23 protein-coding genes are annotated in these 25,924 nt (G+C 39.1%); 15 read left to right on the top strand and 8 right to left on the bottom strand.

What is annotated here, in order from left to right; genetic code table 11:
• Positions 1 to 185: 185 nt before the first annotated feature.
• The gene (locus tag BRLA_RS22310; RefSeq protein WP_003334038.1) at positions 186 to 1,028 is read right to left on the bottom strand and encodes an aldo/keto reductase; all 843 of its coding nucleotides are present in this window, start codon (positions 1,026 to 1,028) and stop codon (positions 186 to 188) included.
• Positions 1,029 to 1,159: 131 nt separating this feature from the next.
• The gene (locus BRLA_RS22305; protein ID WP_003334039.1) at positions 1,160 to 2,371 is read right to left on the bottom strand and encodes an MFS transporter; all 1,212 of its coding nucleotides are present in this window, start codon (positions 2,369 to 2,371) and stop codon (positions 1,160 to 1,162) included.
• A gap of 178 nt (positions 2,372 to 2,549) precedes the next feature.
• On the opposite strand from BRLA_RS22305, the gene BRLA_RS22300 reads away from it, so the two are divergent.
• From BRLA_RS22300 to hmpA, 5 genes are all read left to right on the top strand, one after another.
• Positions 2,550 to 2,924, top strand: a complete 375-nt coding sequence (locus tag BRLA_RS22300; protein ID WP_035301640.1) for a winged helix-turn-helix transcriptional regulator — start codon at positions 2,550 to 2,552, stop codon at positions 2,922 to 2,924.
• Positions 2,925 to 3,963: 1,039 nt separating this feature from the next.
• Positions 3,964 to 5,025 carry a SulP family inorganic anion transporter gene (locus BRLA_RS22295; RefSeq protein ID WP_003334042.1) on the top strand — a complete coding sequence of 354 codons (1,062 nt, stop codon included), beginning with the start codon at positions 3,964 to 3,966 and terminating at the stop codon, positions 5,023 to 5,025.
• A gap of 11 nt (positions 5,026 to 5,036) precedes the next feature.
• Positions 5,037 to 5,588, top strand: coding sequence for a phosphoribosyltransferase family protein (locus BRLA_RS22290; protein WP_003334043.1), 552 nt, complete (start codon positions 5,037 to 5,039; stop codon positions 5,586 to 5,588).
• Positions 5,589 to 5,763: 175 nt separating this feature from the next.
• Positions 5,764 to 6,012, top strand: a complete 249-nt coding sequence (locus tag BRLA_RS22285; RefSeq protein WP_003334044.1) for a hypothetical protein — start codon at positions 5,764 to 5,766, stop codon at positions 6,010 to 6,012.
• Positions 6,013 to 6,562: 550 nt separating this feature from the next.
• Positions 6,563 to 7,777, top strand: a complete 1,215-nt coding sequence (gene hmpA / locus BRLA_RS22280) for an NO-inducible flavohemoprotein (protein WP_003334046.1) — start codon at positions 6,563 to 6,565, stop codon at positions 7,775 to 7,777.
• A 2-nt stretch (positions 7,778 to 7,779) separates the two neighbouring features.
• On the opposite strand, the gene BRLA_RS22275 is transcribed toward hmpA, so the two are convergent.
• Positions 7,780 to 8,295: a Crp/Fnr family transcriptional regulator gene (locus BRLA_RS22275; RefSeq protein WP_003334047.1), complete on the bottom strand. Its 516-nt coding sequence runs from the start codon at positions 8,293 to 8,295 to the stop codon at positions 7,780 to 7,782.
• Positions 8,296 to 8,459: 164 nt separating this feature from the next.
• Entirely contained in the window at positions 8,460 to 8,801 is a 342-nt protein-coding gene (locus BRLA_RS22270) for a DoxX family protein (protein ID WP_003334048.1), read from the bottom strand.
• 117 nt (positions 8,802 to 8,918) lie between these two features.
• Here BRLA_RS22270 and BRLA_RS22265 point away from each other — a divergent pair, with 117 nt between their 5' ends.
• The 8 genes from BRLA_RS22265 to BRLA_RS22235 all read left to right on the top strand — a co-directional run bounded on the left by BRLA_RS22265 (position 8,919) and on the right by BRLA_RS22235 (position 17,481).
• Positions 8,919 to 9,638 carry a Crp/Fnr family transcriptional regulator gene (locus BRLA_RS22265; protein ID WP_003334049.1) on the top strand — a complete coding sequence of 240 codons (720 nt, stop codon included), beginning with the start codon at positions 8,919 to 8,921 and terminating at the stop codon, positions 9,636 to 9,638.
• A 194-nt stretch (positions 9,639 to 9,832) separates the two neighbouring features.
• On the top strand, positions 9,833 to 11,125 hold the full coding sequence (locus BRLA_RS22260; RefSeq protein WP_003334050.1) for a helix-turn-helix domain-containing protein: 1,293 nt from the start codon (positions 9,833 to 9,835) through the stop codon (positions 11,123 to 11,125).
• Positions 11,126 to 11,145: 20 nt separating this feature from the next.
• The gene (locus BRLA_RS25100; protein ID WP_003334051.1) at positions 11,146 to 11,280 is read left to right on the top strand and encodes a hypothetical protein; all 135 of its coding nucleotides are present in this window, start codon (positions 11,146 to 11,148) and stop codon (positions 11,278 to 11,280) included.
• Between the two features lie 163 nt (positions 11,281 to 11,443).
• Positions 11,444 to 12,268 carry a Cof-type HAD-IIB family hydrolase gene (locus BRLA_RS22255; protein WP_003334052.1) on the top strand — a complete coding sequence of 275 codons (825 nt, stop codon included), beginning with the start codon at positions 11,444 to 11,446 and terminating at the stop codon, positions 12,266 to 12,268.
• Between the two features lie 237 nt (positions 12,269 to 12,505).
• Positions 12,506 to 13,075, top strand: coding sequence for an RNA polymerase sigma factor (locus BRLA_RS22250; protein WP_003334054.1), 570 nt, complete (start codon positions 12,506 to 12,508; stop codon positions 13,073 to 13,075).
• A complete protein-coding gene (locus tag BRLA_RS22245) occupies positions 13,068 to 14,570 on the top strand; it encodes a DUF4179 domain-containing protein (protein ID WP_003334055.1) in 1,503 nt (500 codons plus the stop codon). Before BRLA_RS22250 ends, BRLA_RS22245 begins: the two co-directional genes overlap by 8 nt.
• Positions 14,571 to 15,023: 453 nt before the next feature.
• Positions 15,024 to 15,341, top strand: a complete 318-nt coding sequence (locus BRLA_RS22240) for a hypothetical protein (protein WP_041752439.1) — start codon at positions 15,024 to 15,026, stop codon at positions 15,339 to 15,341.
• A gap of 421 nt (positions 15,342 to 15,762) precedes the next feature.
• Positions 15,763 to 17,481 (top strand): methyl-accepting chemotaxis protein, encoded by a 1,719-nt coding sequence (locus BRLA_RS22235; protein WP_003334057.1) that lies wholly within the window; start codon positions 15,763 to 15,765, stop codon positions 17,479 to 17,481.
• Positions 17,482 to 17,604: 123 nt separating this feature from the next.
• On the opposite strand, the gene BRLA_RS22230 is transcribed toward BRLA_RS22235, so the two are convergent.
• From BRLA_RS22230 to BRLA_RS24425, 4 genes are read right to left on the bottom strand one after another with little or no spacing between them, the layout of a single operon-like run.
• Positions 17,605 to 18,861, bottom strand: a complete 1,257-nt coding sequence (locus BRLA_RS22230) for an SH3 domain-containing protein (RefSeq protein WP_238547456.1) — start codon at positions 18,859 to 18,861, stop codon at positions 17,605 to 17,607.
• Positions 18,785 to 19,432, bottom strand: coding sequence for a hypothetical protein (locus tag BRLA_RS24920; protein ID WP_238547455.1), 648 nt, complete (start codon positions 19,430 to 19,432; stop codon positions 18,785 to 18,787). Before BRLA_RS24920 ends, BRLA_RS22230 begins: the two co-directional genes overlap by 77 nt.
• Positions 19,429 to 20,370: a hypothetical protein gene (locus BRLA_RS22225; RefSeq protein ID WP_003334060.1), complete on the bottom strand. Its 942-nt coding sequence runs from the start codon at positions 20,368 to 20,370 to the stop codon at positions 19,429 to 19,431. The genes BRLA_RS24920 and BRLA_RS22225 overlap by 4 nt, the downstream gene beginning before the upstream one ends.
• Positions 20,367 to 20,516, bottom strand: coding sequence for a hypothetical protein (locus BRLA_RS24425; protein WP_003334061.1), 150 nt, complete (start codon positions 20,514 to 20,516; stop codon positions 20,367 to 20,369). Before BRLA_RS24425 ends, BRLA_RS22225 begins: the two co-directional genes overlap by 4 nt.
• A 204-nt stretch (positions 20,517 to 20,720) precedes the next feature.
• Here BRLA_RS24425 and BRLA_RS22220 point away from each other — a divergent pair, with 204 nt between their 5' ends.
• Positions 20,721 to 22,502, top strand: a complete 1,782-nt coding sequence (locus BRLA_RS22220; protein WP_003334062.1) for a vWA domain-containing protein — start codon at positions 20,721 to 20,723, stop codon at positions 22,500 to 22,502.
• Positions 22,503 to 22,517: 15 nt separating this feature from the next.
• Complete coding sequence (locus tag BRLA_RS22215) at positions 22,518 to 25,907, top strand: tubulin-like doman-containing protein (protein WP_003334063.1); 3,390 nt, start codon at positions 22,518 to 22,520, stop codon at positions 25,905 to 25,907.
• The last annotated feature ends 17 nt before the right edge of the window (positions 25,908 to 25,924 follow it).

Genomic DNA, 25,924 nt, shown 5'->3' with positions numbered 1-25,924 from the left:
AAAAAAGCAATATTTTCTTATTAATGAGTATTCTTTAAGGGTTACTTGCTTATTTGTTACTCTCATTTTCTTCCTTGTACTGTAAACGAAAAAAAGCTTACGTGTATTGGTCATGCAAAATAATAAAGCCGCCATTTCTCACCGAAAAAAAGAAATGGCGGCTTACTACGTTTTCTCTTACAAAATTAAAAATCAAAGTTGTCCGGATCGGGACCGACTCGATGATTTTGATTCAAAGCATCAATGCGATCCATCTCTTCTTGTGTTAACTCGAAATCAAACACGGATGCATTTTCAACAATTCGATGCTCTTTAGTGGACTTCGGAATGGTGACAACACCATGCTGGAGGTCCCAACGAAGGATGACCTGAGCAACTGTTTTACCGTGCTTATCAGCAATTTCTTGTAATACCGGGTTATCTAACAATTGGCCCTGCATTAATGGGGACCATGCTTCCATTTGAATATCATGCGTCCGGCAGAAGGTAATCAATTCCTTTTGCGTCAGATATGGATGAAATTCCACTTGGTTTATCATGGGTTTTATTTCAGCTTCCCCCATCAGGTCTTCAAGATGATGGATTTGAAAATTACTGACCCCGATTGCTTTTACACGTCCATCTTTATAGAGCTTCTCTAACGCTCGCCAAGCTTCCTTATATTTACCTTTCACAGGCCAATGAATGAGATACAAATCGAGGTATTCTAAGCCGAGTTTATTTAGACTTGTTTCGAAGGCAGCCAGGGTGGCTTCGTATCCCAGATCGGCATTCCAAACCTTTGAGGTCACAAAGAGGTCTTCTCTGGAGATGTTTGCTTCTTGAATGCCTTCGTGGATCGCCTGTCCCACACTTGTTTCATTTCCATATATAGCAGCCGTATCAATACTGCGGTAACCATGCTTAATAGCTGATTTGACGGCTGCTACTAGTTCAGAGCCTTCTTCTACTTTAAATACGCCAATTCCAAACCAAGGCATTTTAATACCGTTGTGTAGTGCTGTTGTATCTTGTAAATTTTTTGCCATATGAATAGCCTCCTATGTCATTTTTTACATAATGATGTACTGGAAAAACGCGGTACAAATGATCAGTAACAAAATTATCGCCAAGAGAGTCCTTGCCTTTTAATCAAAAGCGATCATGAAAACATAGACTTTTACAGGCGAGCTAGCTCATTCTTGTTGGTAGTCTTATCTTTTCTTTCCAAGGCACGAGCCAAACCTGTTAAAAGTACGGCTCCTAAAACCATCAATGCTCCTACCCAGGGGGTATGAATCAGTCCAAGCTTGTCAGTAACGAGTCCGCCCAGGTATGCTCCGATTGCGATACCTGCGTTGAAAGCGGCGATATTCATAGCCGAAGCTACATCTACTGCTTTCGGCGCATAACGTTCAGCTAACATGACGACATAGACCTGCAATCCGGGCACGTTCATAAAAGCTAACAAGCCCATGAGCAGGATTGTTAGTAATCCGACAACTTTAAACGGGGCGGTGAACGTTAAGACGAACAGTATGATGGATTGTATAGTAAACATATAAAATAAGGCGGAAATAGGTTTGCGGTTGGCTGCCTTTCCACCAATGATGTTTCCAATCGCAATAGCAATTCCATAGCCAAGAAGAATAATGGCAACGGTCGTTTCCTTAAAGCCAGTTATTTCATGAAGTAATGGTGATAAATACGTAAAGACGACAAAAGTGCCACCATACCCAATAGCGGTAATGAGAAAGGCAAGAAGCAATCTTCCATTAGTAATCAGTGTAAGCTGTTCTCGCAGCGGTGTTTTGGTCCCTTTACGCAAATCGGAAGGAATTAAAATGATATTGGCTAGGAAAGCTAAGATGCCAACTGCGACGATTCCAATAAAAGCAGCACGCCAACCTAATTGCTGTCCGATAAATGTGCCTAAAGGAACTCCAGTGACGGTCGCTACTGTAAGTCCTGAAAACATAAAGGCGATTGCACTAGCCCTGCGATTTTCTGGTACCAGATCAGCAGCGATAGTGGAGCCGATTGACATAAATACACCATGGGACAACGCGGAAATCATTCTTGCTATCAGCAATACGACAATTCCATTCGCAGTGGCGGCAAGCGTATTTCCTACAATAAACACTAGCATGATCCACAATAATAAGGCTTTGCGAGGGATGCCAGAGGTTAGAGAGGTTAAAATCGGTGCTCCAAAGGTAACTCCTAATGCATATAAAGTAACGGTTAACGCGGATGTTGAGACAGATATATTTAAATCATCAGCGATAAGCGGAAGTAGTCCCACACTGATGAATTCTGTTGTTCCAATTGCAAATGCACTAATCGCTAACGCAAGGAGCGCCAACGTGCTTCTTTTTTGATCTAATAACATTCACTCCACTCCTACAGTATGGTATGACCGGCCGGTACATGCTATTATGATGTAAGATAATGAAAATGAATAGTACGCACTATAAAGTAATATACAAACAATAAAGTTACATACTTACTAAAAAGTAATATAGGTACTAAAAAGTTCCCATGGGTGTGTTTAGGAGGAATAAGCTGTGATTAAGAAAAAATATAATATCACTGTCGAAGCTACCTTAGAGGTTATAGGTGGAAAATGGAAATGTGTAATTCTTTGTCATTTAACACATGGGAAAAAACGCACAAGCGAATTAAAACGGGTTATGCCTGGCATTACACAAAAAATGTTAACGCAACAGCTTAGAGAATTAGAGCAGGATGGTATTGTAAATCGAATTATTTATAATCAGGTTCCTCCAAAGGTGGAGTATGAACTAAGTGAGTACGGGTGGAGCTTAAAGCCGATATTAGATTCCTTATGTGTGTGGGGAGAGAAGCATATTATCAAGGAATATGGAGATAAGTTCGCTGTGCTGGAGGATAACATTTTAAATCAAAAGGATAAAGAAATGTAAGGCGTATCTATATAACCGCACGGCAACAAGTCTACGAGTGAGTCCTCGTAGACTTTTTTAATAACCTTAGATTACGATTCAACGGTCTTCATTTTGCTCCCGAGCGCTTCGTTTTTAGAATCCCTAAATGACTCTACCTTCACAAATATCTAATTTAGCAAAGAAAAGTCTTTTGACTAGTACAAGTTGCGAACGACAACATAGTATATAGTAAGTCAGACGAAGGAGGTGAGACACATGAGTAGATGTCATCATCATCACCATCCTAAGAAGAAGAAGGTAGAGTTGGTTTGTAAATGCTTCGTTAAGAAAAAAAGAAGAGAATCACATCATCCTAGCTGTCATCATCATCACCATCCTAAGAAGAAGAAGGTAGAGTTGGTTTGTAAATGCTTTGTTAAGAAAAAAAGAAGAAAACCAATTAGAAAACCACATCATCCTAGCTGTTGGTAATTAGTATGTAAGGGCACAAGTACAACGTAGTTTTGGGTGTGAAATCTGATAGGTATCTGTGCACTTCCAAATGAGAATCATGTGTTAAGTAACGTCTCACGTTTTAAACTACTGATTGATTCAGGATGAGCAGGGTGTTTACCTTGACGAAGTGAGTTGAGGTAAACACCGCATCACAATCTAGTAGGTCTTCATGGATATCTAACCAATTGCAAAGCCTGTGATCTCTAGAATAGATAGGGATCATGGGTTTTTTTCTGGAATAATGAGGCTAGATGAGCCATTAGTCGTTACCACTAGCAAATCGTAATATAGGCACGAATAGCCAGTTATTCATCTGGCTATTTTTTTTTACCAAAAAAGCTTGTATGTATTCTAAAGCTAAATAAATTTACCTATGTTCAATACGCGAGATCAACCCAATAAATCCTAATTTTTCCTTTAAAATACGAATAATAAAGCCATTTGTTTATTGAAAATATAACAAAACACGAACTATTTAAAGTTTTAGTTTGATATTGATCGTCTTTTATGATACTTTACAGGTGTGACATTCATTTCATATAACAGAAGGAGAAAGTCAGAAATGGAATGGAAAGATATTATCGCGGCACTTAGCGTCGTACTCAACGGATTACCGCAGGGTCTACTAGCACTATCTCTGGGTTTTGCTTCCGTACCTACAGCTTTGGCGTTCTTAATTGGTGCGATTGGAAACACCATTACTGGCTCTGTAGCGGTTGTATCTTATCAGGTCGAGACGATTGCATTAGCTGGAACTTTGGGAAAAACGATGAGGGATAGGTTATCTATGATTTTTGTTGGCGGAGCAATTATGGCCACGATCGGTCTATTCGGCTTCTTAGAGAAAATCGTAAGCTTCATCGGACCTGTCATTACAAGTGGAATGATGGCTGGCGTTGGTATCATGCTAGCGCGTGTTTCTTGGGATATGGCTCGCAATAATATGCCTGTTGGAATCGTTTCGATGAGTACAGGGTTACTCACCTATTTTGTAACAAGAGATCTGGTCTATACCGTTACGATTTCCGTTCTTATTTCTAGTCTCATTTCACTGCTTCTTAAACAGGGTAATACCATCAAACCGCTGGAAAATGACCGCTTTGCTTTTCAAAAACCAAGGTTTTCAGCAGGTATTTTACGAGGCGCTATGGCGATGGTTTGTCTCAATATTGGCGCAAATATTGCTTTTGGCCAAATTAATGGTGAAATTGCCAAGACGGATGTGAACATTGACACGCTTAGCGTAATTAGCAGTGTAGCGGACATGGTATCTGCTCTATTTGGCGGGGCTCCTGTCGAAGCGATCATTTCTGCTACAGCAGGCGCTCCACATCCTGTTGCCTCAGGTGTCCTGATGATGGTAGTAATGGCGGGAATTCTTCTAGCTGGCTTGTTGCCCAAAATCGGTCGTTATATTCCTAGTGAATCTATCTCTGGATTTCTGTTTGTGTTAGGTGCAATTGTAACTGTACCCACCAACGCTATATCTGCATTGACTGGCGGCGAGGCTTCCTCTAGCCTAATTGGTGGTATAACCATGGTGGTTACCTCGATTTCTGATCCATTCTTTGGGATGCTAGCAGGCTTATTAATGAGAGCATTAATCAGCTTATTTGGGATGTAGGAGGGAGTTTCATGGAAAAGACTTATATGTTAGAAATAGCAGGGACTACTCGGCATTTACCAATTATTCCGATAACAGAAAAACTCAGCATTGCCAGCTTTGTCATTCTTGGGGATACAGAGCTGGTAACAGCAGTAGCCCCACTTCTTGCGGCAAAGCTTCCTGAAGTAGATGTAGTTATTACAGCAGAAGCCAAGGGGATTCCTCTCATTCATGAGGTATCGCGCGTGCTTAAAATGAAGAAGTACTATGTTGCTCGAAAAAGCACAAAGCCTTATATGCAAACGCCGTTAATTAATGAAGTAGAATCAATCACTACTCAGAAAAAGCAAGTTCTTTGCTTAGACGGAGCGGACGCCAGTGAAATCGCAGGAAAACGTGTTGCCATCATTGATGATGTAATTAGTACCGGTAAGTCGTTGCAGGCTATTGAGGATTTGGTCATTCAAGCTGGCGGCATTGTGGTAGCTAGAGCGGCAATTCTTGCTGAGGGAGAGGCAGCCGAGCGGAGTGATATTGTATTTTTACAAGAGCTTCCGTTGTTTTCTCATGAAATAGAGTAGCAGCAACATCAGGTGCATGTTTAAGCAAGTATCCCCTTCTATCGCTGGACAGAGGGGTTTTTTACATGAGGTAGGAAGAATCATCGGTAAAAGCTAAATTATATAGTATATTGTAGGTAGATAAAAATAAAAGCGAAGTTATCTTATTATTTATGTGAATATTCAAAATAGGTAGGTGGATCAGAAGAAACGAAAACAAAGAAACCTGTTAATTAGCACCCTTAAATTATTTGATGCAAAAGACATAAAAGAGCTTTGGCGTGAGCAGGATGTTGTCTACAATGACAAGACGCAACAAATATTTGCTTTTAACCATGCTATGAAGGTAACGCAGACAGGCGTTGGTAAGGGAGATGTGCTGGAAGCGTGCATCATTGGCTATAAAGATGGAAAACTGGTAAAGGTGAGCGATATAAAGAAATAGGTAATAAAAACAGCCTATTTACTCCTCAAAAAGGTGAAATAGGTTGTTTTTGTTTTATATGATGGAAAAAAATGGAGGTTAAAAAATACGAATTAAGATTTTAGAATATGTCTTACATGATCTCTAGCACTTTGTTCTACCTCTTCATCTGTAAGATGATGCTCAGCACCGTAAATAGCAATGTAGGTATAACAATTTGATGTGTGACTGGGGAGGAAGTCATATTGAAAAGAGGCAACAGGAAGACGAATCAATTATAATTTTACATAAATTAGTAAAGAATAAATAAGCAGCCTGCTACTATATGTCATTACACTCCCTGCAAAAATAGCTGAATAATTGGATAACTGATAGGGATAGTAGCTACGATAAGAGGCTATTAACTCAACATTTGTTCCATTTTTATTCAGATATTGATACATAGTATCTTGCTAGAAGAAATTATCTTCGCAAATCTGTGCCTTTTACAGTGATCTCGATCACACAAGGTGACATTTCTCACTCTATATACTGAGGTCATACCACGCAAAACGAAAGTGAGGTAATCAAGATGCTAAGTGAAAAGACTATTCAAACCATTAAATCTACGGTACCCGTATTAGAAAAACATGGAGTCGATATTACAAAACGTTTTTATCAATTATTGTTTACAAAACATCCAGAGCTATTAAATATTTTTAATCATGCTAATCAGAAGCAAGGGAGACAACAGACGGCATTAGCCAATGCAGTGTATGCTGCCGCCCAATATATAGACAAATTAGAAACGATTATTCCTGTTGTAAAGCAGATTGGTCATAAGCATCGTAGTCTTGGAGTTAAGGCAGAGCACTACCCGATTGTTGGAGAAAATCTGCTTGCTGCGATTAAGGATGTACTTGGAGATCTGGCGACAGACGAGATTTTGCAGGCATGGGCAGAGGCCTATGGTGTAATTGCAGATGCCTTTATTGGTGTAGAAGCTGAGTTTTATAAGCAAGCTGAACAACAGCAGGGTGGTTGGGAAGGTTTTAGAGCATTTAAGTTGGACAGAAAGGTAAAAGAGAGTGATGTTATTACCTCCTTTTATCTTGTTCCGCAGGATGAAAAAGCTATCGCTGGATTTGAACCAGGCCAATACATTAGTGTGAAAGTGGACATTCCTGGTGAAAAAAATATCCATATTCGTCAATATAGCTTATCTGATGCGCCAGGCAAGTCTTACTATCGCATCTCTGTTAAACGAGAGGATGGCAATCAGGATCAGCCTCCAGGTAAGGTATCTGTCTATCTACATGAACAGGTTAACCCAGGAGATCTTTTATTGCTTTCGGCACCAGCAGGGGATTTTGTTTTGGATCAAAAAGATGCTCGTCCTGTCGTCCTGATCAGCGGTGGGGTTGGATTAACACCTTTAGTTAGTATGCTTAACACACTTGTAGAGACGAATCCGAACCGCCAAGTAACCTTCATTCATGCGGCTCAAAGTGGGCAGGTGCACGCGATGAAAGAGCATGTAGAAGAGCTAGCTCGCCAGCACTCACAACTATCTGTTCATTGGTGTTATGACAAACCAACTGACTATGACAGAGCAACAAACGCTTTTCATAAAGAAGGCTATGTAGATATCTCTACATTAGAGCACATGGTTCCATCTAAAGATGCCAGCTTCTATTTCTGTGGTCCGACTCCCTTCATGAAGGCGGTGAACCATACCCTGAAGGAATACGGAATTGCGGAAGCAGACATTCATTTTGAGTTTTTTGGCCCTGCTGATAGCCTGTAGGACTATGAATCCAGTTTCGAGGCAGATTGAGCACGCAATAATCTGTTTACAGTCTCACGGCGCAGTCCGATAAATTGCCCGATCTCATCCTGTGTAAGCACTTCGGTCAAAGTGGTGGGAGCAATATAGAACTCAAACCAAGCTTGGAGCTTTCGCAATTTATCGGCGGCCGATACTTCTGTTAATTGATCGATCCGATGCTGCATCATACGGAGCTTTTCCTGAAGCTGTAAGGCAATGGTTCGGCATCTGTCCGGGTTGTTCTGTAGCTGTTGATACCACTCCCGCGCATTAAGAACCTCGATCTCACAAGTGATAAGTGCGATAGCCGTACCGAAATAAGGATTTGGACTAATAAGAGAATGGTGTGGGATGATTTCATTAGGCACAATGATATTTACTAGAGTTGTCGTTCCATCCTCATGAATCCGAATTACTTTTAACAGGCCGCTTTTCAGATGATACAGCGGGCCGGTTTCTCCTTGGCGAAATAGAGTTTCACCCCTATGCAATCTCATAGTAACCTCCATAAGAAAAGCGAAAGTCGGAACCCTCTGACTTTCGCTTTATTGTTTATTAATAGAGATTATAGCAGGATTAGCAGGTTTATGAAAAACCAATGTTACGAAAAACGTGTTTAACCTTCAATTTTTTTTGCAATACGCTAGATATAGCTACTATTTTACCCGGAAACTACTATGATACATAAGATAAGTACAATAACAGCTCGAAGTGACGTGATTGGTTTATGCTTCGCTCTAATGATATGGGCGTACAGAGCGGCAATCATAATGACAATAAAAATAGAAGCCGAAAACTTCAAGGCCGCCGGTATCCAAAAGGAAGCGATTACTCCAATAAATCCGATTAATTCGCAAGTGGCTGTGACGTACATGAGCCACATTGGATAGCCATATTCATTCCAATGCTGAACCATTGTCTTTGAACTTGTGAATTTGTTGAAAATCGAAACGGAAAACAAACCAATACATACAATTTGGAAAAGTAAAATAGTGAAATGCATGATGGTGCCCTCCTCTGATAAGATAGGTAAGATGGGATGTCTTTGTAGGAGAGTATACTCAGGTTTTGATGAAAAAGATGTAGTCTAGACTACATTGACAAATTCTGGGGGTATTGTATGGAGAAAATAAAATATTTATCAAGAATACAGTTATTTAATGAGCTTGAGGTAGAAGAATTAGAAAAAATCGAACCTGTTGCCCCGATTACAATTATGAAAAAAGGAACACTGATTACAACCCCGCATCAATCTCAAAAATTCCTGTATCTCATCAAATTGGGAAAGGTTCGCTTATATCAGATAACGTCAGAAGGCAGTGAACTAACTCTTGATGTATTAGGTGTCGGACATATATTTGGGGAAGTGGGTACGTTTACAACAGGGTCTGAAAATCTATATGCTCAAACATGGGAGGACTCCTTGATCTGTACGATTGATAAAACTGAGTTTGAGAACTTTTTGCAAAAAAAGCCTGATATTGCGTTAAAGTTTATTGAAATTTTGTCCAAACGTTTACAGGAGGTAGAGGAGCTGCTTGAATATATGGCATATGGAAGTGTTCGAAAACGGCTTCTATTTTTATTAAATAAACTATCGGATAAATTCGGGGTTAAAATATATAAGGGAGAGGGCTTGCATCAAGAAGAAGATTGGATTTTGCTTGATATAGCTGTTACGCATCAAGAATTAGCAACAATGATGGGCAGTATTCGTGAGACTGTGACGGGATTATTACAGGATTTCACAGCAGAAGGTATTATTCGGAAAGAAGGGCAGCGTAAACCTTTCCAAATCCATTACTCTCGATTAAAACAGGCAATAGCAAAAGATAGATGAGGTAATTAACTAATAAAGGGTAATTTTCCTTTAATTTTCATTAATAAATTACTTATTTAACAATAATTTATCCACTAATCTTTATTTATATTTACAATAATATACAATTAAACTAGAATTATAGAGGAGTAATGAATGGAACCGAATACCGTTGTCGAATATTGTCCTGAGAAATTATGTCCTAAGGTGGGAATATGATGGAAGGAAATGAAGCAGTACTTTACTCCTCTCTAGGTGAATTAATAAAAAATAAAAGACAACAAGCAAATTTGAGTTTATCAGAATTGGGAAGGCTGTCAGGGGTTAGTAAGGGCGTACTCTCTAAAATTGAATCATGTGAAACCAAGAGACCAGAGCTTCGAACCATTAAGGCAATCACTACTGTACTAGTATTGCCATATGAAGAGATAATAGCGAATTATATCGAAATACAACAGCGTGTAGAAATTTTATATGAGCTTCTTTTAGAAATGATTGAACTATCTAATATAACGCTAATTAGTAAGGTTGCACAAAAAATTCTTGAAAATCCCCAAGAAGATACATATACAGCTTTAGAACGTCTTTATGAACTATGCAATAGCATCACTAGCGACGAGATTAAACTTATTCTCTATAGCGCTATCATTAAGTATGCTAGAGTACATGGAATCCCAAATTATATAGCCAAACCATCCCTACAAAAATACCTAATAGAGAGACAGGATTTCAAAAATTTAGAGGAGTCTTTTAAAATCGGGGAAGAAATTATTCATTATGCAGACTTTTTGTCCGAGGAAGAAAAAATCACTTTCTATTTTAGGATGGGTCTGCACGCATTTGCTATCAAAAAATATCAGCAATGTATTGAATTGACAAAAATGGGGATTTTGAGAGATCACACCATAAATGAATTAAAGGTTAGAGCCTATCTCGCTATGATTAATGCTCTCTTATTATCAGGCAAATATGAAGAAGTCGAAAAACATCTTTCTACCTATAAAACATTTACATTCCATTTTGTGCATGAATCCGCGGCATTAACTGGTGCAATCGTAAAGGCAAAAAAGAAAGACTACGAAGCAGCCATTCCATTATTGCTGGATTGCTTACAAAATACGAGTGAGGATTCAAGAATTCATGCCGTAAATGAGTTAATTGAGTTGTATCTGCAAATGGAAAATTTCGATGCCATTGCAGAATTAGTGGCCGGGGAAGATAACTTTTTGAAGGTTGAATCGAAAACACCGTATAAATATTATTCAATAGGATTGTATTACCAAAACAAGGCAAACTATCAAATCTTAATTAAATCCTATCAAGAAGGATTGGATAGTTATCTTACTAGTATGGAGATATATGGCAAGATAAATGCTTATCAAGAAATTAATGACTGTATGAAGAGTATTCTTTCCTTTTATTTCTCTATAGAAAAATCTATAGATTTACAAATGGTACAGAAGCTTCAAGATGTATATAATAGGATTATACAGAATAAAGAAAATTAATTAGCGTAGGAGGGATTGAGATGAAAAAGGCAATTATAACGATTTTCATGACTTTAGCATTGGTAACTTCTATTGGTTCTATTGATTCTTTCTCTCATGTCGCAGAAGCTAGTAAACCTCATGCTATTCAGTATGTATACGATCCAGGATTTTAATTGTATCTCTCCTTAGAACGCTCTTAGGAGCGTTCTTTTTTATGGAAACACATTGGCCTATGAAACCAAACTCATCCATCTAACTATTTTTACACATAAATTACAATATCAATGATATGATTATAGTGATTTATACAACTAGATTAGATTGGATGGTTTTGTCATGCATAATTATAGAATGATTGTCCTCGATTTAGACGATACATTGCTTCAAGATGATCACACCATTTCAACACGTACAAAAATTGCACTAATGAAGGCCCAAGAAGCTGGAGTAAAGGTAGTTCTTGCATCAGGTCGTCCTACGTACGCCATGACGCATATTGCTGAAGAATTGGAGCTAGCAAAATACGGTAGCTTTATTTTGTCCTTCAATGGTGCAAAAATTATAAACTGGAAAACAAAAGAAGAGTTATTTAGTAGCACACTGCCAGTACAAACCGTACATGAGCTATACGATATCAGTAAAAAAGAACAGGTTGGGATTCTCTCCTATGATGGGGATGATATCGTAGCTGAAACAGTTACTGCGTACACCCAAAAAGAGTCTGAGATTACAGGAATGAACATTAAAGAGGTAGAAAGCTTTAAGCAAGCCATCACACGACCAGTAGTAAAAGTGCTAATGGTAGACGATCCTACTAAGCTAGCAATTGTGGAAAAGAAACTGCAAAAACAGCTAGAGGGTCAATTGAGTGTGATGCGGTCGAAGCCGTTTTTCTTGGAGTTTACAGAAGCGGGTGTTGATAAAGGAACCAGCTTACATCAGCTCATTCATAAATTAGGAATTGAACAAGCAGAGGTTATTGCGATCGGTGATAGCTACAATGATCTTGCCATGATTAATTTTGCAGGGCTTGGTGTCGCAATGGGCAATGCACCAGATGACATTAAGGAAATAGCGGACTATGTAACAGATACAAATATGAATCATGGTGTGGCAAAGGTTGTTGAGACCTTTATTTTAAATAAAATCCCACAAGCTTAGAAATCGTACTACTGATTTCTTTCCTATACTTATATGAAAGATGCGTCAGTGAACATTTTTGTTCCTTTGACGCTTCTTTTTGTTGGTAACGTTTCTGACGAATACATAGATTGCATCAATTGTCCAATTACGGTTTATCCCAGTGAAAGTAAGGGAAAAAATTTCTCTCTTTGAAATGAACCAAAATACGAGAACTGGTGAATAAGGAGTGACAGGGAAAACGAGGAGGTTTTTTATGTGGAGGAAAATCATTATTCTCCAATAACTGGAGAAGGGGGTCCAGTGGGCTTTGAAGCACTTGTTCAGCCTCACTTACCTACGGCATTTCGAGTCGCTTTTTTAATCGTTCATGATTACCATTTTGCTCAGGATGCTGTTCAAGAAGCACTATGGGAGGCGTATCAATCACTTTATCGCTATGATGAACGAAAAGGGACATCGTTTCGAGCTTGGTTTATGAAAATTGTGACACATCGGGCGCTTAATATGGTGCGTAGAAAGAAAAAAACGGAAGAATACGCAGACTCCATTGATCCTGACCAAAATCCATTGGAGAGTATTCTGCAAAAGGAGCAAGAGCAACAGATTTGGCGAGCGATCCAGTCGATGACGCCGAAGCATCGCTCTGCTGTTATTCTTTACTATTATGAACAGTTTAGTGTAGCTGAAATTGCAAAAATCCTTGGTGTGTTTGAGGGTACGGTAAAATCAAGGCTGCATAAGGCCAGAAAGCTAATCGCTGAGAAAATACAGGCTGAAAAAGAAACACAGGTAATGACCGAGATAGGAGTGATCATGCATGACTAATCTAGATAAACAGATTGCACAGACTCTAAAAAAGGTAGCTGGAGAGTTGGATCAGCCTGCTTTTGTAATGCCTGACCGGGCTGTGGCCTATAAAAGAAAAAGGTCGCGTCTGCTAGGCCCTTTGATTTTGCCAGTCTCAATTAGCTGCGCCCTGCTTTTAACGGTTTCGGTGGGTTCATATGTATCGCCCACATTTGCAGCCTATGTAAAATCGTTATTTGAAGGCAGTTCTGATAAAGAGCTACAAAATGCAGCAGAGGAGGGCTTTTCACAGAAGGTAAACGCCTCTGTTACGGATCAGGGCTATACTCTTGAAATAAAGGAGATATTGGCCGACCCAATGAGAATTGTGGCCGTATATTCGGTCAAGGATCAGCAGAATAACGTTATTCATCCGGATAAGATAGATCTAGGGAATGTAGAAGTAACTGATTTGAAAGGGAATCCATTTAAGAGAGTATCTAGCGAATTATTTACATTAGGATATGACGATGATAGTCAATACGGCTATATCACTCTGAAAAATCCAGTGGTGGAAAAACAACAGAAGCTTTTACTGCAAGTCAAGGGTAGAGAAATTGCCTCTGTTAAAGGGGACTGGTCCTTACAGATTCCTTTTGATTTAGAAAAATCAATTACGGCTTCAAAGGTGCTACCAATGAATGGGACGTATACAACACCGCAGGGATTGCAAATCAATTTAAACAGCGTGATGTATTCACCGACTGCTGCGCGTGTCGAATATGAAACAAAATGGACGGAAGAGGCAAAGAAAAGATTAGTGCAGGAAAGCAAACAAGTGAAAGGAAAAATAGCTTCAGCTCCCCCTTATGTTCGCTATGATGATTATAAGCTGAATTTTCATGTTGAAAATGAAAAGGGAGAGAAAATAAAGGACCTAAATAGGGAGATTGCTACTCCTCGCAAGTATCTAGATAAATATGGTCATTCTATCCGGAAGTATGGATTTGCTCCTCTGTCTCCTGATCATCAATATACACTGGTATTGGACTCCTTAGTAAAAACAGAACCGTATAAGCTGGACATATCATTTGAGCCGAAGCAGCTTGGCGATAAACCTGTAAGAGTAGATCAGGATGGCAAAACGATTGAGATTAAGTCAGTAACCTTTGACAAACCTCAAAATGAAGCATCTCCCAAGGATGAAAAGCATGCTACGATTACACTAGAGGCTTATGTAAAGGATATTGTTCAAATACCAAGTACAATTTTAGTGGATGATGATACCGATAAAATTATTAATCACTTTGATTGGACGATAAAAGATGAGAAGGGCAAAATATACAATGTAACAGGCGGAGATTTTAAAAGGTTAGGAAAGGACGAACAAGGCAGAAACCATATCCGAATAAAATTGCAAAGTTATGAAATGAAAGAACTTCCGCAAAAGATCAGCCTTACATCCGAACTGGCAGAAAAGAGCTATGACCTGGATTGGAGAGTACCATTGCCAATGCCAAAAGAAGATAAATGAGAAATAATGATTGCGAGAAAAATAATGGAGGCAAGAAAAATAATAGTGAGCTGTGTATAAGCAGGGAAATGGACAGGAAAAATAGCCTGTCCATTTTTTTGATTGAATCTTACAGAGTGATATTTCGATTACACAGAAAGTGGGTAATCCACCTTATCGACGTTTTAAAAAAATGTTACGAATTGAGATGAAGCTCAGTCCGAGAAAAAGCGTATTACCTGTTACCTTAGAATTGGTTATTAAAGGGTAGGAAAATTCTGTATTATTGATATAATGACAGTAAGAATTGAACAATTATGTATTCTCCCTAAGGAAGACATCAAGGTTCAAGATTTTATGATTATGAAATAGGCAATATTATCGCGAAAACCGTTAAAGCTTTTAATATGAGTCATTTTACTGAATGATTCGACATATCGTGGATTGTGAATAATTAGGAAGGGAGCAAAACGCATGGGAACAATGCCACTTTGGTTTTGGATTCTTTATTACCTATTCATTTTAATGACTATCATTCTTACAATTGTTTGCATGATTAAGAAAAAGCATACACTTTTTTCAGCCGTTACGCTTATTTTCTCCGTTCTAGCACCAATTGTTTTCTTTTTACATGCATTGACAAGGGGATATGGTAATGAGATTGAATTTTTCTTTAGAAAGCTTTTGTTAGGGGAAATTTGGGCAATCTTTGGAGCAATTGCAGTAGTTGAGACTGTTTATTGGTACTTTTTACTACTAAAAGATTGCAAGATAAACCGTAAGCATTCATGAAAATATTCGAACATACCCACAAATGGATAAATACTGACGAGCGCTCTCTCATTAGTGATACTAAGACAGACAATTAGATAAAGAATGATAACAGATAGGCCTAATAGCAAAAAAGCTATTAGGTTTACATGCATTATGCCTATATATAAACCTCAATCAGTAAGGAAGTGTTGGATAGAATAAATGTTTCGTATAAAAAGTTCGATAATAAAAAGAGAAGGGTTGGGCAGTATTCCAATTTTAATATGGAACAGAGGTGTCTTATTATATGTCTAATCTTAATATTTCGATAAAAAATATATTTATCGACATAATTTGATTTTTTTCGACAAAATCCAACATTTTTTTCAAAATAAGTATCGTTTTCAGCTTGGAGCATTATATAATTCAATTAGAAAATTCTACAAATAAGGAGAACCCCATGCGGATATTTCAAAACTTAAAAATAAGAACGAAATTATTACTCATCATTCTAACGTCTATCTTATCTTTTGTAGCTTTATCGTCATTAGGGTACAACGGATTAAAAAAAGGGGACGAAGCTGCCTTAAGCATGTATGAGGATTGTTTACTTCCTATTCAGTGGTTAGGAGATTTAGAATCGAATTTTTTTAGGGTTCATATGAATGTTGTGGAATATATGATTACCACTGATGAAAAAAGGAACAACGAACTTGATAAAATCATCAAGGAATTACGCGTAGAGAATGATGATTTAATCAAAAAATTGGAAAGCACTCGTATTCCAGTGGAAGAAAAGGAATTATACGAAGGATTTAGTACTAGCTTTAACAATCTGCGTGAACTTACAAGCAAAGCGATTTCATTGGCTAGTCAAAATAAAAATGCAGAAGCGTATACGTATTACCTAGCCGAGCTTCAGCCTTCTCGAACAGATGCCATTGTTTCTCTTCAAAAATTACTGACCTACTTGCAAGAAAAAGCAGATAAAATCCAAACTGAAAATTATCAGGAGGCCAATTTTACTATACTTATGTTTGGTATTGTAGCCTTACTAGTTGTTATCTTTATTAGTATGATAGGCTATATTATCAGTAAATCGATTAAGCATCCTATTGATCTACTAGAAGCAGATATGAAACAAGTAGCTCAAGGAGATTTAACCATTCGCACCTCCTATGAATCAAAAGATGAGATGGGAAGCATCGTCTCCTCTTTCAATAAAATGCTAGAAAATCTTCAGCAGTTGATGGGAAAAGTTCAAGCAGCAACAAACACCGTAATGGTTTCAACAGACAATATGCTACACGAAACACAAAATGTTTCTGCTATCTCTAGTAACGCTGTAGTTACCATTGATGAAATGAACCAACAAGTCCAAGGACAAATGTTAAGTATTCAGGAAAGTGCTAAGGCCATGGATGAAATGTCGACCGGAGTACAGCGAGTGGCCGAATCTTCTTCTACTGTTGCTGAATTAGCAATCACTACAGTGGAACAGGCGAGAGAGGGCAGTCAGGTAGTGCAGCAATTCATTACACAAATGGATACGATTCATAATTCTGTAGAGGAAACATCGGCAGTTATAGGCCGTTTGCTGGAAAATACACAGCAAATTGATAAAGCTTTGTTGTCTATTACCGATATTGCTGAACAGACAAATCTATTGGCGCTAAATGCGGCGATTGAGGCGGCGCGTGCCGGTGAATTTGGAAGAGGTTTCTCTGTAGTTGCAGACGAGGTGAGAAAGCTAGCTGAGGAATCCAAGCAATCGGCAAGTGAAATCAATCATTTGATTACCTATATCCAGCAGGATTCGAAGGATGCTGTTCATGTCATGGAGAAAGGACAGCAAGAGGCAAAACAAGGAATTATTACAGCCAATGAGGCAGGAAAAGCCTTCAATACTATTGTGGAAGAAATAAATGAAATCACGTATCAAATTCAAGAGGTATCTGCAACAACCGAAGAAATGTCAGCAGGAACCGAAGAAATAAATGCGTCGTTAGCAGAAATATCTTCTACTGCTACCCAAGTAGCCGGGTCTACAAATGAAACGGTACAATCAATTCAAGACCAATCGGCTTCTACAAATGAAATGGCTAATCATTCTATGAAAATGAATGAGACAGTTAAGGAACTTGAGAAGCTATTATCTCAATTTAAAATTCAAAACTAATAACCTTATCTATACAGGTAGGAACAAAAAAGGTAGATACAAAAACAAGCTGGCGGAATCTTAGTTCTGCCAGCTTGTTTGTTAGTAGGGCTTCAAATTGCTTTGTTGTCTATGGGTACTCGCTTACGGTGAAGGGTCAGAACGAACCCAGCCAGAATTTCCATTAAATTGGATTTGGTACCAACCGTTTTGATCAGCTATGCCCTCAATTGGGCTACCCTTTTTAATCTGGCCAATTACACCATATTCTTCACCTGGGCCTGCATAAACCTTGATGGAATCCTCGGACGAGCCATTTCCCCTCTCGTCATTTTTGGAAGGAAAGGCTGGTTCATTATCGTGTGGGGTGGTTTCTTCTGCTCCCGACGCGGCTTTCTCATCTGTTACTGTATCTGAATCTACATCAGGCTCAGTTTCGGGGGACGGTGATAGATAATCCCTTATCTTTTCCTCATAGACAAGACCATTATCCTCTAGCTTAAAGGCTGCTATTTCCTTTTCCCCTTTGCCCTCGGCATTTTCTAGAATGACGGAGCCTGTGCCTTCCACTGTAAATCCATCTGCCTCTACCTCAAATAGCTTCACCCAATCTTTTTTGGATAAATCGGGAACAAATCCATAGTATGTAGAGAGACGGTTTTTACCCGTTGTTTCCACAATGAGGATGGGGGTTTCTTTACTAATCAATGTATCTGAGATATTGAGATTTTTGAGCTTTGTGTCCGTATGAAAAGATCCCTCTAAGTACAGAACAGAATGATCATCCGGCATTTTTGCTGCCAAATGAAGATGTTGATCTTCCTCTGAAATACCGGCTGTATAAACGACAGACCCCCAACGCTTCTCTCCTGTGAGGACGAATCCAAACGATTTATCTGGATATTTTTCTTTCAATAGGCGAATTGGATCATACTTGATCCAGCGGTCTTCTAATTCTGTTACGAGCTTGGATGTATCCTGAAGATCGCTTAGCTTTTGATACAGGTCACGTGCCTTTTCAAACTGGTTTGCTTTTGTGTAACGCTCCGCTTGCTTTAGCTGAGAGGCGAGATGTTGATCAAGAAGGCTGATGGACTCCGAATCAGCAGGCAGCACGTCACTAATCTGACGGTAAGCCTTTGCCTGCATGATAAATGTGTCTAGGTCCTTATTGCGAATCGAGCGTTTGATCTGGGAGCTAGCATACTTTTCTAGTAAAGCAAGTAACCAATCACCTTGTATATCTACTTGCTTATAGGCATGTAAGCTTCTGGAGGCTGATTGAATTACCTGGTCGAAGGTACTTCTGTTTGTTACATCCCTATTATTTTTTTTGATCATAGGAACGAAAAAGGGAAATGAGTTCCTGCTTCTTCTGTTTTTCCCCACCAAAAAATTCATCTGGAATAGCGACCAAAGAATGAACAAAGCGTTCATCACGATAATTTTGCTGGGTCAGGTTTTCCTGCATAGATGTAGTATAGGTCTTTTTCATTGCAAGAAAGTAATTTTTTAAAGTAGCTTCGATTGCATGCTCTTCAGAAACTTGTGTGAAAAAATCGACGAATAGCTGTTCTTCTTGCTGAGCGTGCTGTTTAAAGGTGTGGTAGGTTGTATACAGCTCTAGTATATCTCCTACCTGATTCTCTCCTGCGGTAGCATGAATCTGCTCAGAGATGGATTCTAGCTGTTGGCGAATGGAACGCAATGCAGATAATGGCTTATTCCATGCCTCATCACCATAGCTGATAGTAGTAATGGCTTGTGCTTTCGCGAAGCTTTCTTCGGCCGCAAGCAGATTTCTTTCCTGGTAGTGCTTTTTGGCTTCTTCATATAAATTGATTTTTTTCAGGCTATATCTAATCTTGACACCCATGGCTATTAAAGACAACAGGAATAAAATTAGTAGGATATTTCGTATCCAAAGTGATCGTTGATAGGCAGGGAGTAGTTTGCTAATAAATTTCTTCATAGCAATCCTTTCAGATCGGGATCAAACGAGTAGTGCTGATCCACGTGTCTCTTGGTAGCTTCATATAATTTGGCCCACTGACTATTTTGGTGGGCACTAACCATTTTAGCTAAACGAATCAAACGCTCCTTAGGTAAATATTCTATGAACTCAATAATAAAATCCTGATAGTGATCTATATGAGCTCGTACTCGTAAAGATGCCCCTGCCACCTGACCGAGGATTTGCGTACCATTACTTTCCTGAAGAATATACGATTTATTTGAAATAACATAATCTACAACAGTTTGTTTTACTAACCATGGTTGGACTTTTAGTACCTCATGAAGATAGGCAATAAAATGATAATTGTAATCAGATGGGATCAGCGTATCTAACTCCAATTCCATGTCCTTACGAAGTACAAAGTGATTGAGATATTTGACCTTGAGGATTTTTACCAAATCAGAGTCGATAAAGTAGCCAACTTCCCTGATTTTTTCATAGGCATCTTTATATTTTTTTGCCTTAACATCAGCATCAATATCCTCTAGCTGTTGATAGAGAGCATTTTTAATATTTTCCTGCTCTGTTTTGATGAATTGTTCAAAATGAACCTTTTGTTCGTAGGAGCCATACCGCTTCTGCATGAGCCAAAAGAGCAAAAAGAGAAGAACGCCTCCACTACACGCAAGTACCAAATTCATTGTCGTATCAGCAAAAATAGCTGCGAGACAGACAAAGAGACCGATCCAAAGAAAGCGAATTTGAACGTGTCGTCTGGTAGTGGCTGCTGAGACAGCGCGGATAGGTAGGAGTGTTACGTTTTTTTCGCAAAAAGGGCATTCCGTATCCCACAGCACAGAATAGGAATGACATTTTGGACAATATTTTAAACGTTCAAAGGCATGAGTTGTTTTGACAGTCTTTCTGAATTGAACACCAGTTTTTGTCTTCATTTTTGCTCACCTTCGTTATTTAACAGCGCATGAAGATACTGATCTATCTCAGCTTCTGTTTTACTTTTTCGTTTAAATAGCCATAGTTGAGTGAAACGATAGCCCAGTAGTACCAAAGAAATAGCTAAAAAGATATAAGTTATCATCTATCATTCTCCAAATATCAATGTCGAAATATGTAACATAATAGTACATACGTCCGTATAACGTTATATGGATGTTACATGGCTTTTCTCTTTTTAATTGTAAAATATAGTGGTAATCTTGTCATATAGTCACATTCTTTGCAATAGTTGTTCAAAAACATGGATATTTTTAACAAAAAAATTAAGTAGCGGAGGTTCAATAGCATGCTTCAATGTAAGAGGTTTTTTCAGCATATATTGTGCGTGGGACTTCTGTTGACTTCTCTAACCACAGGTGCCACGTTTGGTTTTGCACAGACCGGTGGAGATAAAATGGACGCTGTGTTGGTTGTAGACGTCAGCAATTCCATGACCCAAAGTGATAAAAACAAAGTAAGTAACGAAGCAATGAAAATGTTTGTGGATATGACCTCTATTCAGGGGAATAAGATCGGGGTCATCGCATATACGGATAAAATTGAGCGCGAAAAGGCACTGATTGAGGTTAAATCCGATCAAGATAAGCAGCAAATCAAAGCTTTTATTGATAGCTTACAAAAAGGTGCTTACACAGATATTTCTGTAGGGGTCGATGAAGCAGTAAAAATTTTAGATGCAGGACATGACCCGACGCATTCTCCTATCGTTGTGCTGTTAGCAGATGGAAACAACTTTTTAAATAAGGACTCCAATCGCACGCAGCAGATGTCTGATCAAAAATTGCAGGATGCGGTACAAATGGCCAAAAGCAAAGGGTACCCTATCTATACGATAGGACTTAATGCTGATGGACAATTGAACAGAACAACTTTGCAACAGATCGCGACAGAAACGAATGGCAAGTTCTTTGAAACAAGTACGGCTGACAAGTTACCCCAAATTCTAAGCGAGATTTTTGCTAATCATCTGAAGCTGAAGGTTGTTCCTGTGAAAAGCATGACTTCAAACGGAGCCTTTCAGGACGTAACAATCTCGATACCTAACACCAATGTATTGGAAGCAAATATTTCGATCATGTCGAAGAATGCTGTACAGGTAAAGCTGTTTGATCCATCTGGCAAGGCAGTACCGGTTCCGTCTAATCAGGTTCATTTCTCGAAATCAAATGCATATTCCATGATTAAAATGCTAAAACCCCAGCAGGGAGATTGGAAGCTACAGGTCAAAGGAGCAGCCAAGGATAAGATTGATATCAACATGATCTTTAACTATGACGTGCAGCTCGCAATGGAACCGATCCCTGCTAAGACATATAAAGCTGGCGATGATATCCAAATTAAAGCAGAACTAGTTAGTAATGGACAAAAAATGACTAGCACTGATCTTTACAAAAGCATGAAGGCAAAGCTGCTCGTGAACGATGTAACAGACAACAAAACAAGTGAAATGGAACTAACGAATACAGGTAGTGGATTTACAGGAACCTTTACTATCCCAGCTTCCCATCAATACGAGATTAAGGTGAAAGCAGAGGATAGCAGCTTTTATCGAGAAACACAGCCTGTTACTGTGAATGCAGCAAATGCAGGGGCAACGGGGTCACAGCAACCTCCAACTGCCCCAACAGGAGAAGAAAAGCCTTTTCCGTGGGTCATGACGATTGGTGGTACTTCGGGTCTGATTTTACTTATTGCGATTGCGTTATATGTACTGTCCATGTGGAAAAAGGCAAACAAAGGATTTATGGGACAAATGGCTATCGAAATTATCAATGAGGATACAGGCGAAAAGTCGAGTCCACAGTATAAAAAACTAAATGCCTTTAAAGGAAAGGTTAAATTGCATCAATTGTTGCAGCTTGCCCCAGAGTTTCAGGAGACAGACAAAATCATTTTTCTACCAGGCAAAAATGACACGCTTATCATTCAAAACAAATCTGATTGTCAGATTGAAAAGGCTGGAAGAGTACTAGATGCAAGTAAAGGAAGGGAATTAAAAAAGAACGATCGAATCAAGGTATCCCTTTCTGGTGTAAACAAATCAGTCTTTATTGACTACATCATCTAGGAGAGGATCGATTATATGAGAGCAGTTGTGAGAGAACATATTCAGCAGTTGGATGTATCTTTAGGCGGGGGAATCGTAAGTGAGAAGATTCGTGTAGATACGATTGATAACCCGATGCTTGTTATTGGTTTAGGTGGAACGGGGATTGATGCGTTGCTCCGTTTAAAATATCAGGTAAACAGACGTTTCAAGCTACCGGTGGATTCTTTATCGAAAAAACGGAAGGAAAAACCGGATAATATTGAGTTTGTCGCCTTTGAAACAAATGAGCATGATCGCAACAAACGTTACAAGGGTATTGGGCTTGATCCTATTTCGGAATTTGTGTTGCTTTCTAATCCGGAGATTGGCGGAGTATTGCAGAATAGAAGCATTTTAGAACCATACATTACGGATTGGCTTTCACCTGAGCTGACAATCACAGATGGAATCAGTGGAGCATCAGGAGTTAGACAGGCGGGGCGGTTGCTGTTATTTACTAAAATTACGCAGGTCGTCCAAACCCTTGAGAAAAAGATTAAGATGCTTACCGAGGGCACCAATAAAAAGCTGATCGTATTTATCTTAACGGGTATCTCAGGCGGAACCGGTAGTGGCTGCTTCATGGATATTGCCTATATTGTTCGCGGTATTTTAGAACGAGAATTTGGCAGTGCAGGAGTCGATAAGGTTAACTCGCTTGGCTATCTGTTTACACCAGATGTTAACTTGTCGAATAAAAGCCTCAGCTCGCATACGCGCGATTACATCATGAAAAATGGTTATGCTGCGTTAAAAGAGCTGGATTATTGGATGAATGCAGACGAACGTATGGATCGCTTTAAGCAGCAATATGGCAACGCCTTACATGTCTCTTCCCCAATGCCTCCATTCAATTTGTGCCACCTTATTTCGGCAACAAATCTTGAGGGTAAAGCATTAGAAAATGCCTACGATTACTGCATGAATGTTACGGCTGAGAATATTACCAACTTCATGGCAAGTGAAGAAAAACGGTCGGGCGAAGAGTTTGCGATTCATGATTATATTAGTAATATTCGTACCAACATTAATCAGATGCCAAAAGCATATGCGGCTAACTACCAATATAACGTCATAGGTGCTTCGTCTGCGGTACTGCCGATTGAAGAGATGACTACATATTTGGCATACCGATTGTTTAAAAAGATGGAGAATATGTTTATCGCCGCTCCTACACAGGAGGATGTAGAAAAATTTGCTCGCAAATTAAGCATCGATATCGACTCGATTTCCAAGAGATTTGAGGAGCGTGTTCCAGAACCAATTCCAGGCTATGAAAATAGTGAGCGTCTCAGCTATAGCAATGTCATTAGCCAACAGGTCGTAAGTATCGATCATGAGCTGGAGCAGGGCTATCTGGCTAAAGCGAGAGAGGAATATATCAAATGTAAAAAACAGCTTCCAGGCGAGCTGACCACTACATTTGGTGAAATGATTACAAGAGTATTTTTACATGCACAGCAAGGGCCGTTTTTTGCTTCGAGTCTGATTCATTCCGATAAGGGCTTTTCCTTGCTTAAAATGATACTCTCTTATATCGAGAGCTTAAAACTAAACCTGGAGAGCTTCCCAAGAGAAATTGAGGGAGCGCGCGAAACAGCTAATGAGAAGCTAGGTGATGCTCGCAGTGCCTTTATCTCAAAGGAAAAGAAGAAAAATAGCTATTTGGAAGCAAAAATCACTGAATACCAGCTTCTTGCAGATCATGAAAAGCTAGAGCAAATGATCGAGTTCTACGAGGAGCTATATCGTCGATTAAGTGATGAAAACAATCGGATTTACAGTGTATTTACGGAGATTTTAAATACGCTCAACCAAATTTTTGAAAAGAACGGTGACATCCTCATCAACGGTGGGGAGGAGATGGATCGTACCGGAAATAAAACGTATTACTGGAATATTGTGAGCGTACCTGATATTGCGAAGGTTATAGCAAACACCATTGATGAAAAGGATACAGATGATTTAATACGTGATTTCACTGCTGAATTGCTGAAGCGCTCCGATCACTGGATCAAGGAAACAGAAGTAGATATCGTCGGTGCTATTTCAGACTTTTTATCCGATAAGTTCAGCCATCTGATTACAACGTCGATGGAAGAGTTTTTGCTGATGAAATACGGGCAGGACGAAACGCTGGATCGTATCGTAGAACGAAAAATAGCTAGTAAATTAGATGAAGAAGCGATTCCAGTTTTCCACCTCAGCAATAATCTGGGTAATATGAATTTCCCTTCATGGGGCTTTGTTTCGGTGCCACTTCAGGCTCCGTCTATTTTGAAGGGGATCAAGAACTTTCAAAATACGTCAATCAGCGGCTCGCGTTTTACAGTGAAGGAGAGCGGAGTAAAAAATCGTATTTTCTGGTTGAATACAAAAAATGGTGTTCCTTTGTTTGCTTATACGCCGCTCAAAGTGTATGAGGAAAGCTATGAACGAACCATTCTTGAAAAAGAAGGTGTTGGTCGTCACTTAGTTCAATCAGACAAGAATAACTGGACGTACCTACCATCTCCTATTCCAGAGAAATCTTGGGGAGAAACATATCTGAATGTACGTGTGAAAGATTACAATGCTAGGATTCGTGAGCTATTTGACAGAGCTGTTCGTTTCGGATGCATCATCGAAAAAGACAGTGAAAATCAAACAAGCAACCGATACGACTGTATCATTACCAAGCCGTTCGAAATCACTGCCTTCTTGGCTACATACAAGCTGGACAATGATCCATCCAAAGGTAGCCCAGGGGAGATTAAGAGATGTCTTGCTGAATTGAAGGGCTTTATGGAACAGGGATTGGAGCAGGAATATACAAAGGATTTGTTTGGCAGCATCAACGAAGAGATGGCCAAGGAAAATTTAATCCGCTCTCCAGAACTGATTCGTCTCCTTCAGCAGGAAGTGCGTAAATACGAAGACATCGAGAGTAAAATCAATGAGTTAGAACAGATCATCCAATCGATTCAAGGTGAGGAAGAGCTGTTAAATCGTTTCATTGAAGCACTATACACAGGTACTATTTGTAAAAAGGGCGCCTTGTATGTGTATGATAAGGACGAGGAAGAAGAGGCTTGGGAGCCTTTCGTCAATCTGATGAAGGTGAACAAGCATGTAGAGTTTGCGATCTACAATCAATATCGCAATTTGGATGGTAAACAAATGACTGCTCTTCAACGCAAAGCGAGTAAACGAAGCGACCAGATGACATCGTCAGTTGATACGCAGGAATTGTTAACGAAGCTAGAGGAAATCACTGTTGCTTTTCAGGAAGCGAAGAACGAGCTTGAGTATGATCGCGATGACTATGTAAACGGGGAAGACATGTATCGTTTTTATAAAAAAGTGTGGTCGAAAGTAAACGATATGCGCAAAACATTACAATAATTATTAGGGGAGAAAAG

It is taken from the genome of Brevibacillus laterosporus LMG 15441 (assembly GCF_000219535.2).
GTDB classification, from domain to species: Bacteria; Bacillota; Bacilli; order Brevibacillales; family Brevibacillaceae; genus Brevibacillus_B; species Brevibacillus_B halotolerans.
Note: the sequence above shows the minus strand (reverse complement) of the source record. Positions and strands in the feature narration are given on the sequence as shown.

Excerpts from the sequence above, each read along its gene's own strand:
- BRLA_RS24920 (WP_238547455.1), bottom strand. The coding sequence starts at position 19,432 with ATGAAGAAATTTATTAGCAAACTACTCCCTGCCTATCAACGATCACTT.
- BRLA_RS22310 (WP_003334038.1), bottom strand. The coding sequence starts at position 1,028 with ATGGCAAAAAATTTACAAGATACAACAGCACTACACAACGGTATTAAA.
- BRLA_RS22290 (WP_003334043.1), top strand. The coding sequence starts at position 5,037 with ATGGAAAAGACTTATATGTTAGAAATAGCAGGGACTACTCGGCATTTA.
- BRLA_RS22225 (WP_003334060.1), bottom strand. The coding sequence starts at position 20,370 with ATGAAGACAAAAACTGGTGTTCAATTCAGAAAGACTGTCAAAACAACT.
- BRLA_RS22275 (WP_003334047.1), bottom strand. The coding sequence starts at position 8,295 with ATGAGATTGCATAGGGGTGAAACTCTATTTCGCCAAGGAGAAACCGGC.
- BRLA_RS22245 (WP_003334055.1), top strand. The coding sequence starts at position 13,068 with ATGACTAATCTAGATAAACAGATTGCACAGACTCTAAAAAAGGTAGCT.
- BRLA_RS22220 (WP_003334062.1), top strand. The coding sequence starts at position 20,721 with ATGCTTCAATGTAAGAGGTTTTTTCAGCATATATTGTGCGTGGGACTT.
- BRLA_RS22235 (WP_003334057.1), top strand. The coding sequence starts at position 15,763 with ATGCGGATATTTCAAAACTTAAAAATAAGAACGAAATTATTACTCATC.
- BRLA_RS22215 (WP_003334063.1), top strand. The coding sequence starts at position 22,518 with ATGAGAGCAGTTGTGAGAGAACATATTCAGCAGTTGGATGTATCTTTA.
- BRLA_RS22240 (WP_041752439.1), top strand. The coding sequence starts at position 15,024 with ATGGGAACAATGCCACTTTGGTTTTGGATTCTTTATTACCTATTCATT.
- BRLA_RS22265 (WP_003334049.1), top strand. The coding sequence starts at position 8,919 with ATGGAGAAAATAAAATATTTATCAAGAATACAGTTATTTAATGAGCTT.
- BRLA_RS24425 (WP_003334061.1), bottom strand. The coding sequence starts at position 20,516 with ATGATAACTTATATCTTTTTAGCTATTTCTTTGGTACTACTGGGCTAT.
- BRLA_RS22305 (WP_003334039.1), bottom strand. The coding sequence starts at position 2,371 with ATGTTATTAGATCAAAAAAGAAGCACGTTGGCGCTCCTTGCGTTAGCG.
- BRLA_RS22255 (WP_003334052.1), top strand. The coding sequence starts at position 11,444 with ATGCATAATTATAGAATGATTGTCCTCGATTTAGACGATACATTGCTT.
- BRLA_RS22260 (WP_003334050.1), top strand. The coding sequence starts at position 9,833 with ATGATGGAAGGAAATGAAGCAGTACTTTACTCCTCTCTAGGTGAATTA.
- BRLA_RS25100 (WP_003334051.1), top strand. The coding sequence starts at position 11,146 with ATGAAAAAGGCAATTATAACGATTTTCATGACTTTAGCATTGGTAACT.
- BRLA_RS22295 (WP_003334042.1), top strand. The coding sequence starts at position 3,964 with ATGGAATGGAAAGATATTATCGCGGCACTTAGCGTCGTACTCAACGGA.
- BRLA_RS22270 (WP_003334048.1), bottom strand. The coding sequence starts at position 8,801 with ATGCATTTCACTATTTTACTTTTCCAAATTGTATGTATTGGTTTGTTT.
- hmpA (WP_003334046.1), top strand. The coding sequence starts at position 6,563 with ATGCTAAGTGAAAAGACTATTCAAACCATTAAATCTACGGTACCCGTA.
- BRLA_RS22230 (WP_238547456.1), bottom strand. The coding sequence starts at position 18,861 with ATGAATTTTTTGGTGGGGAAAAACAGAAGAAGCAGGAACTCATTTCCC.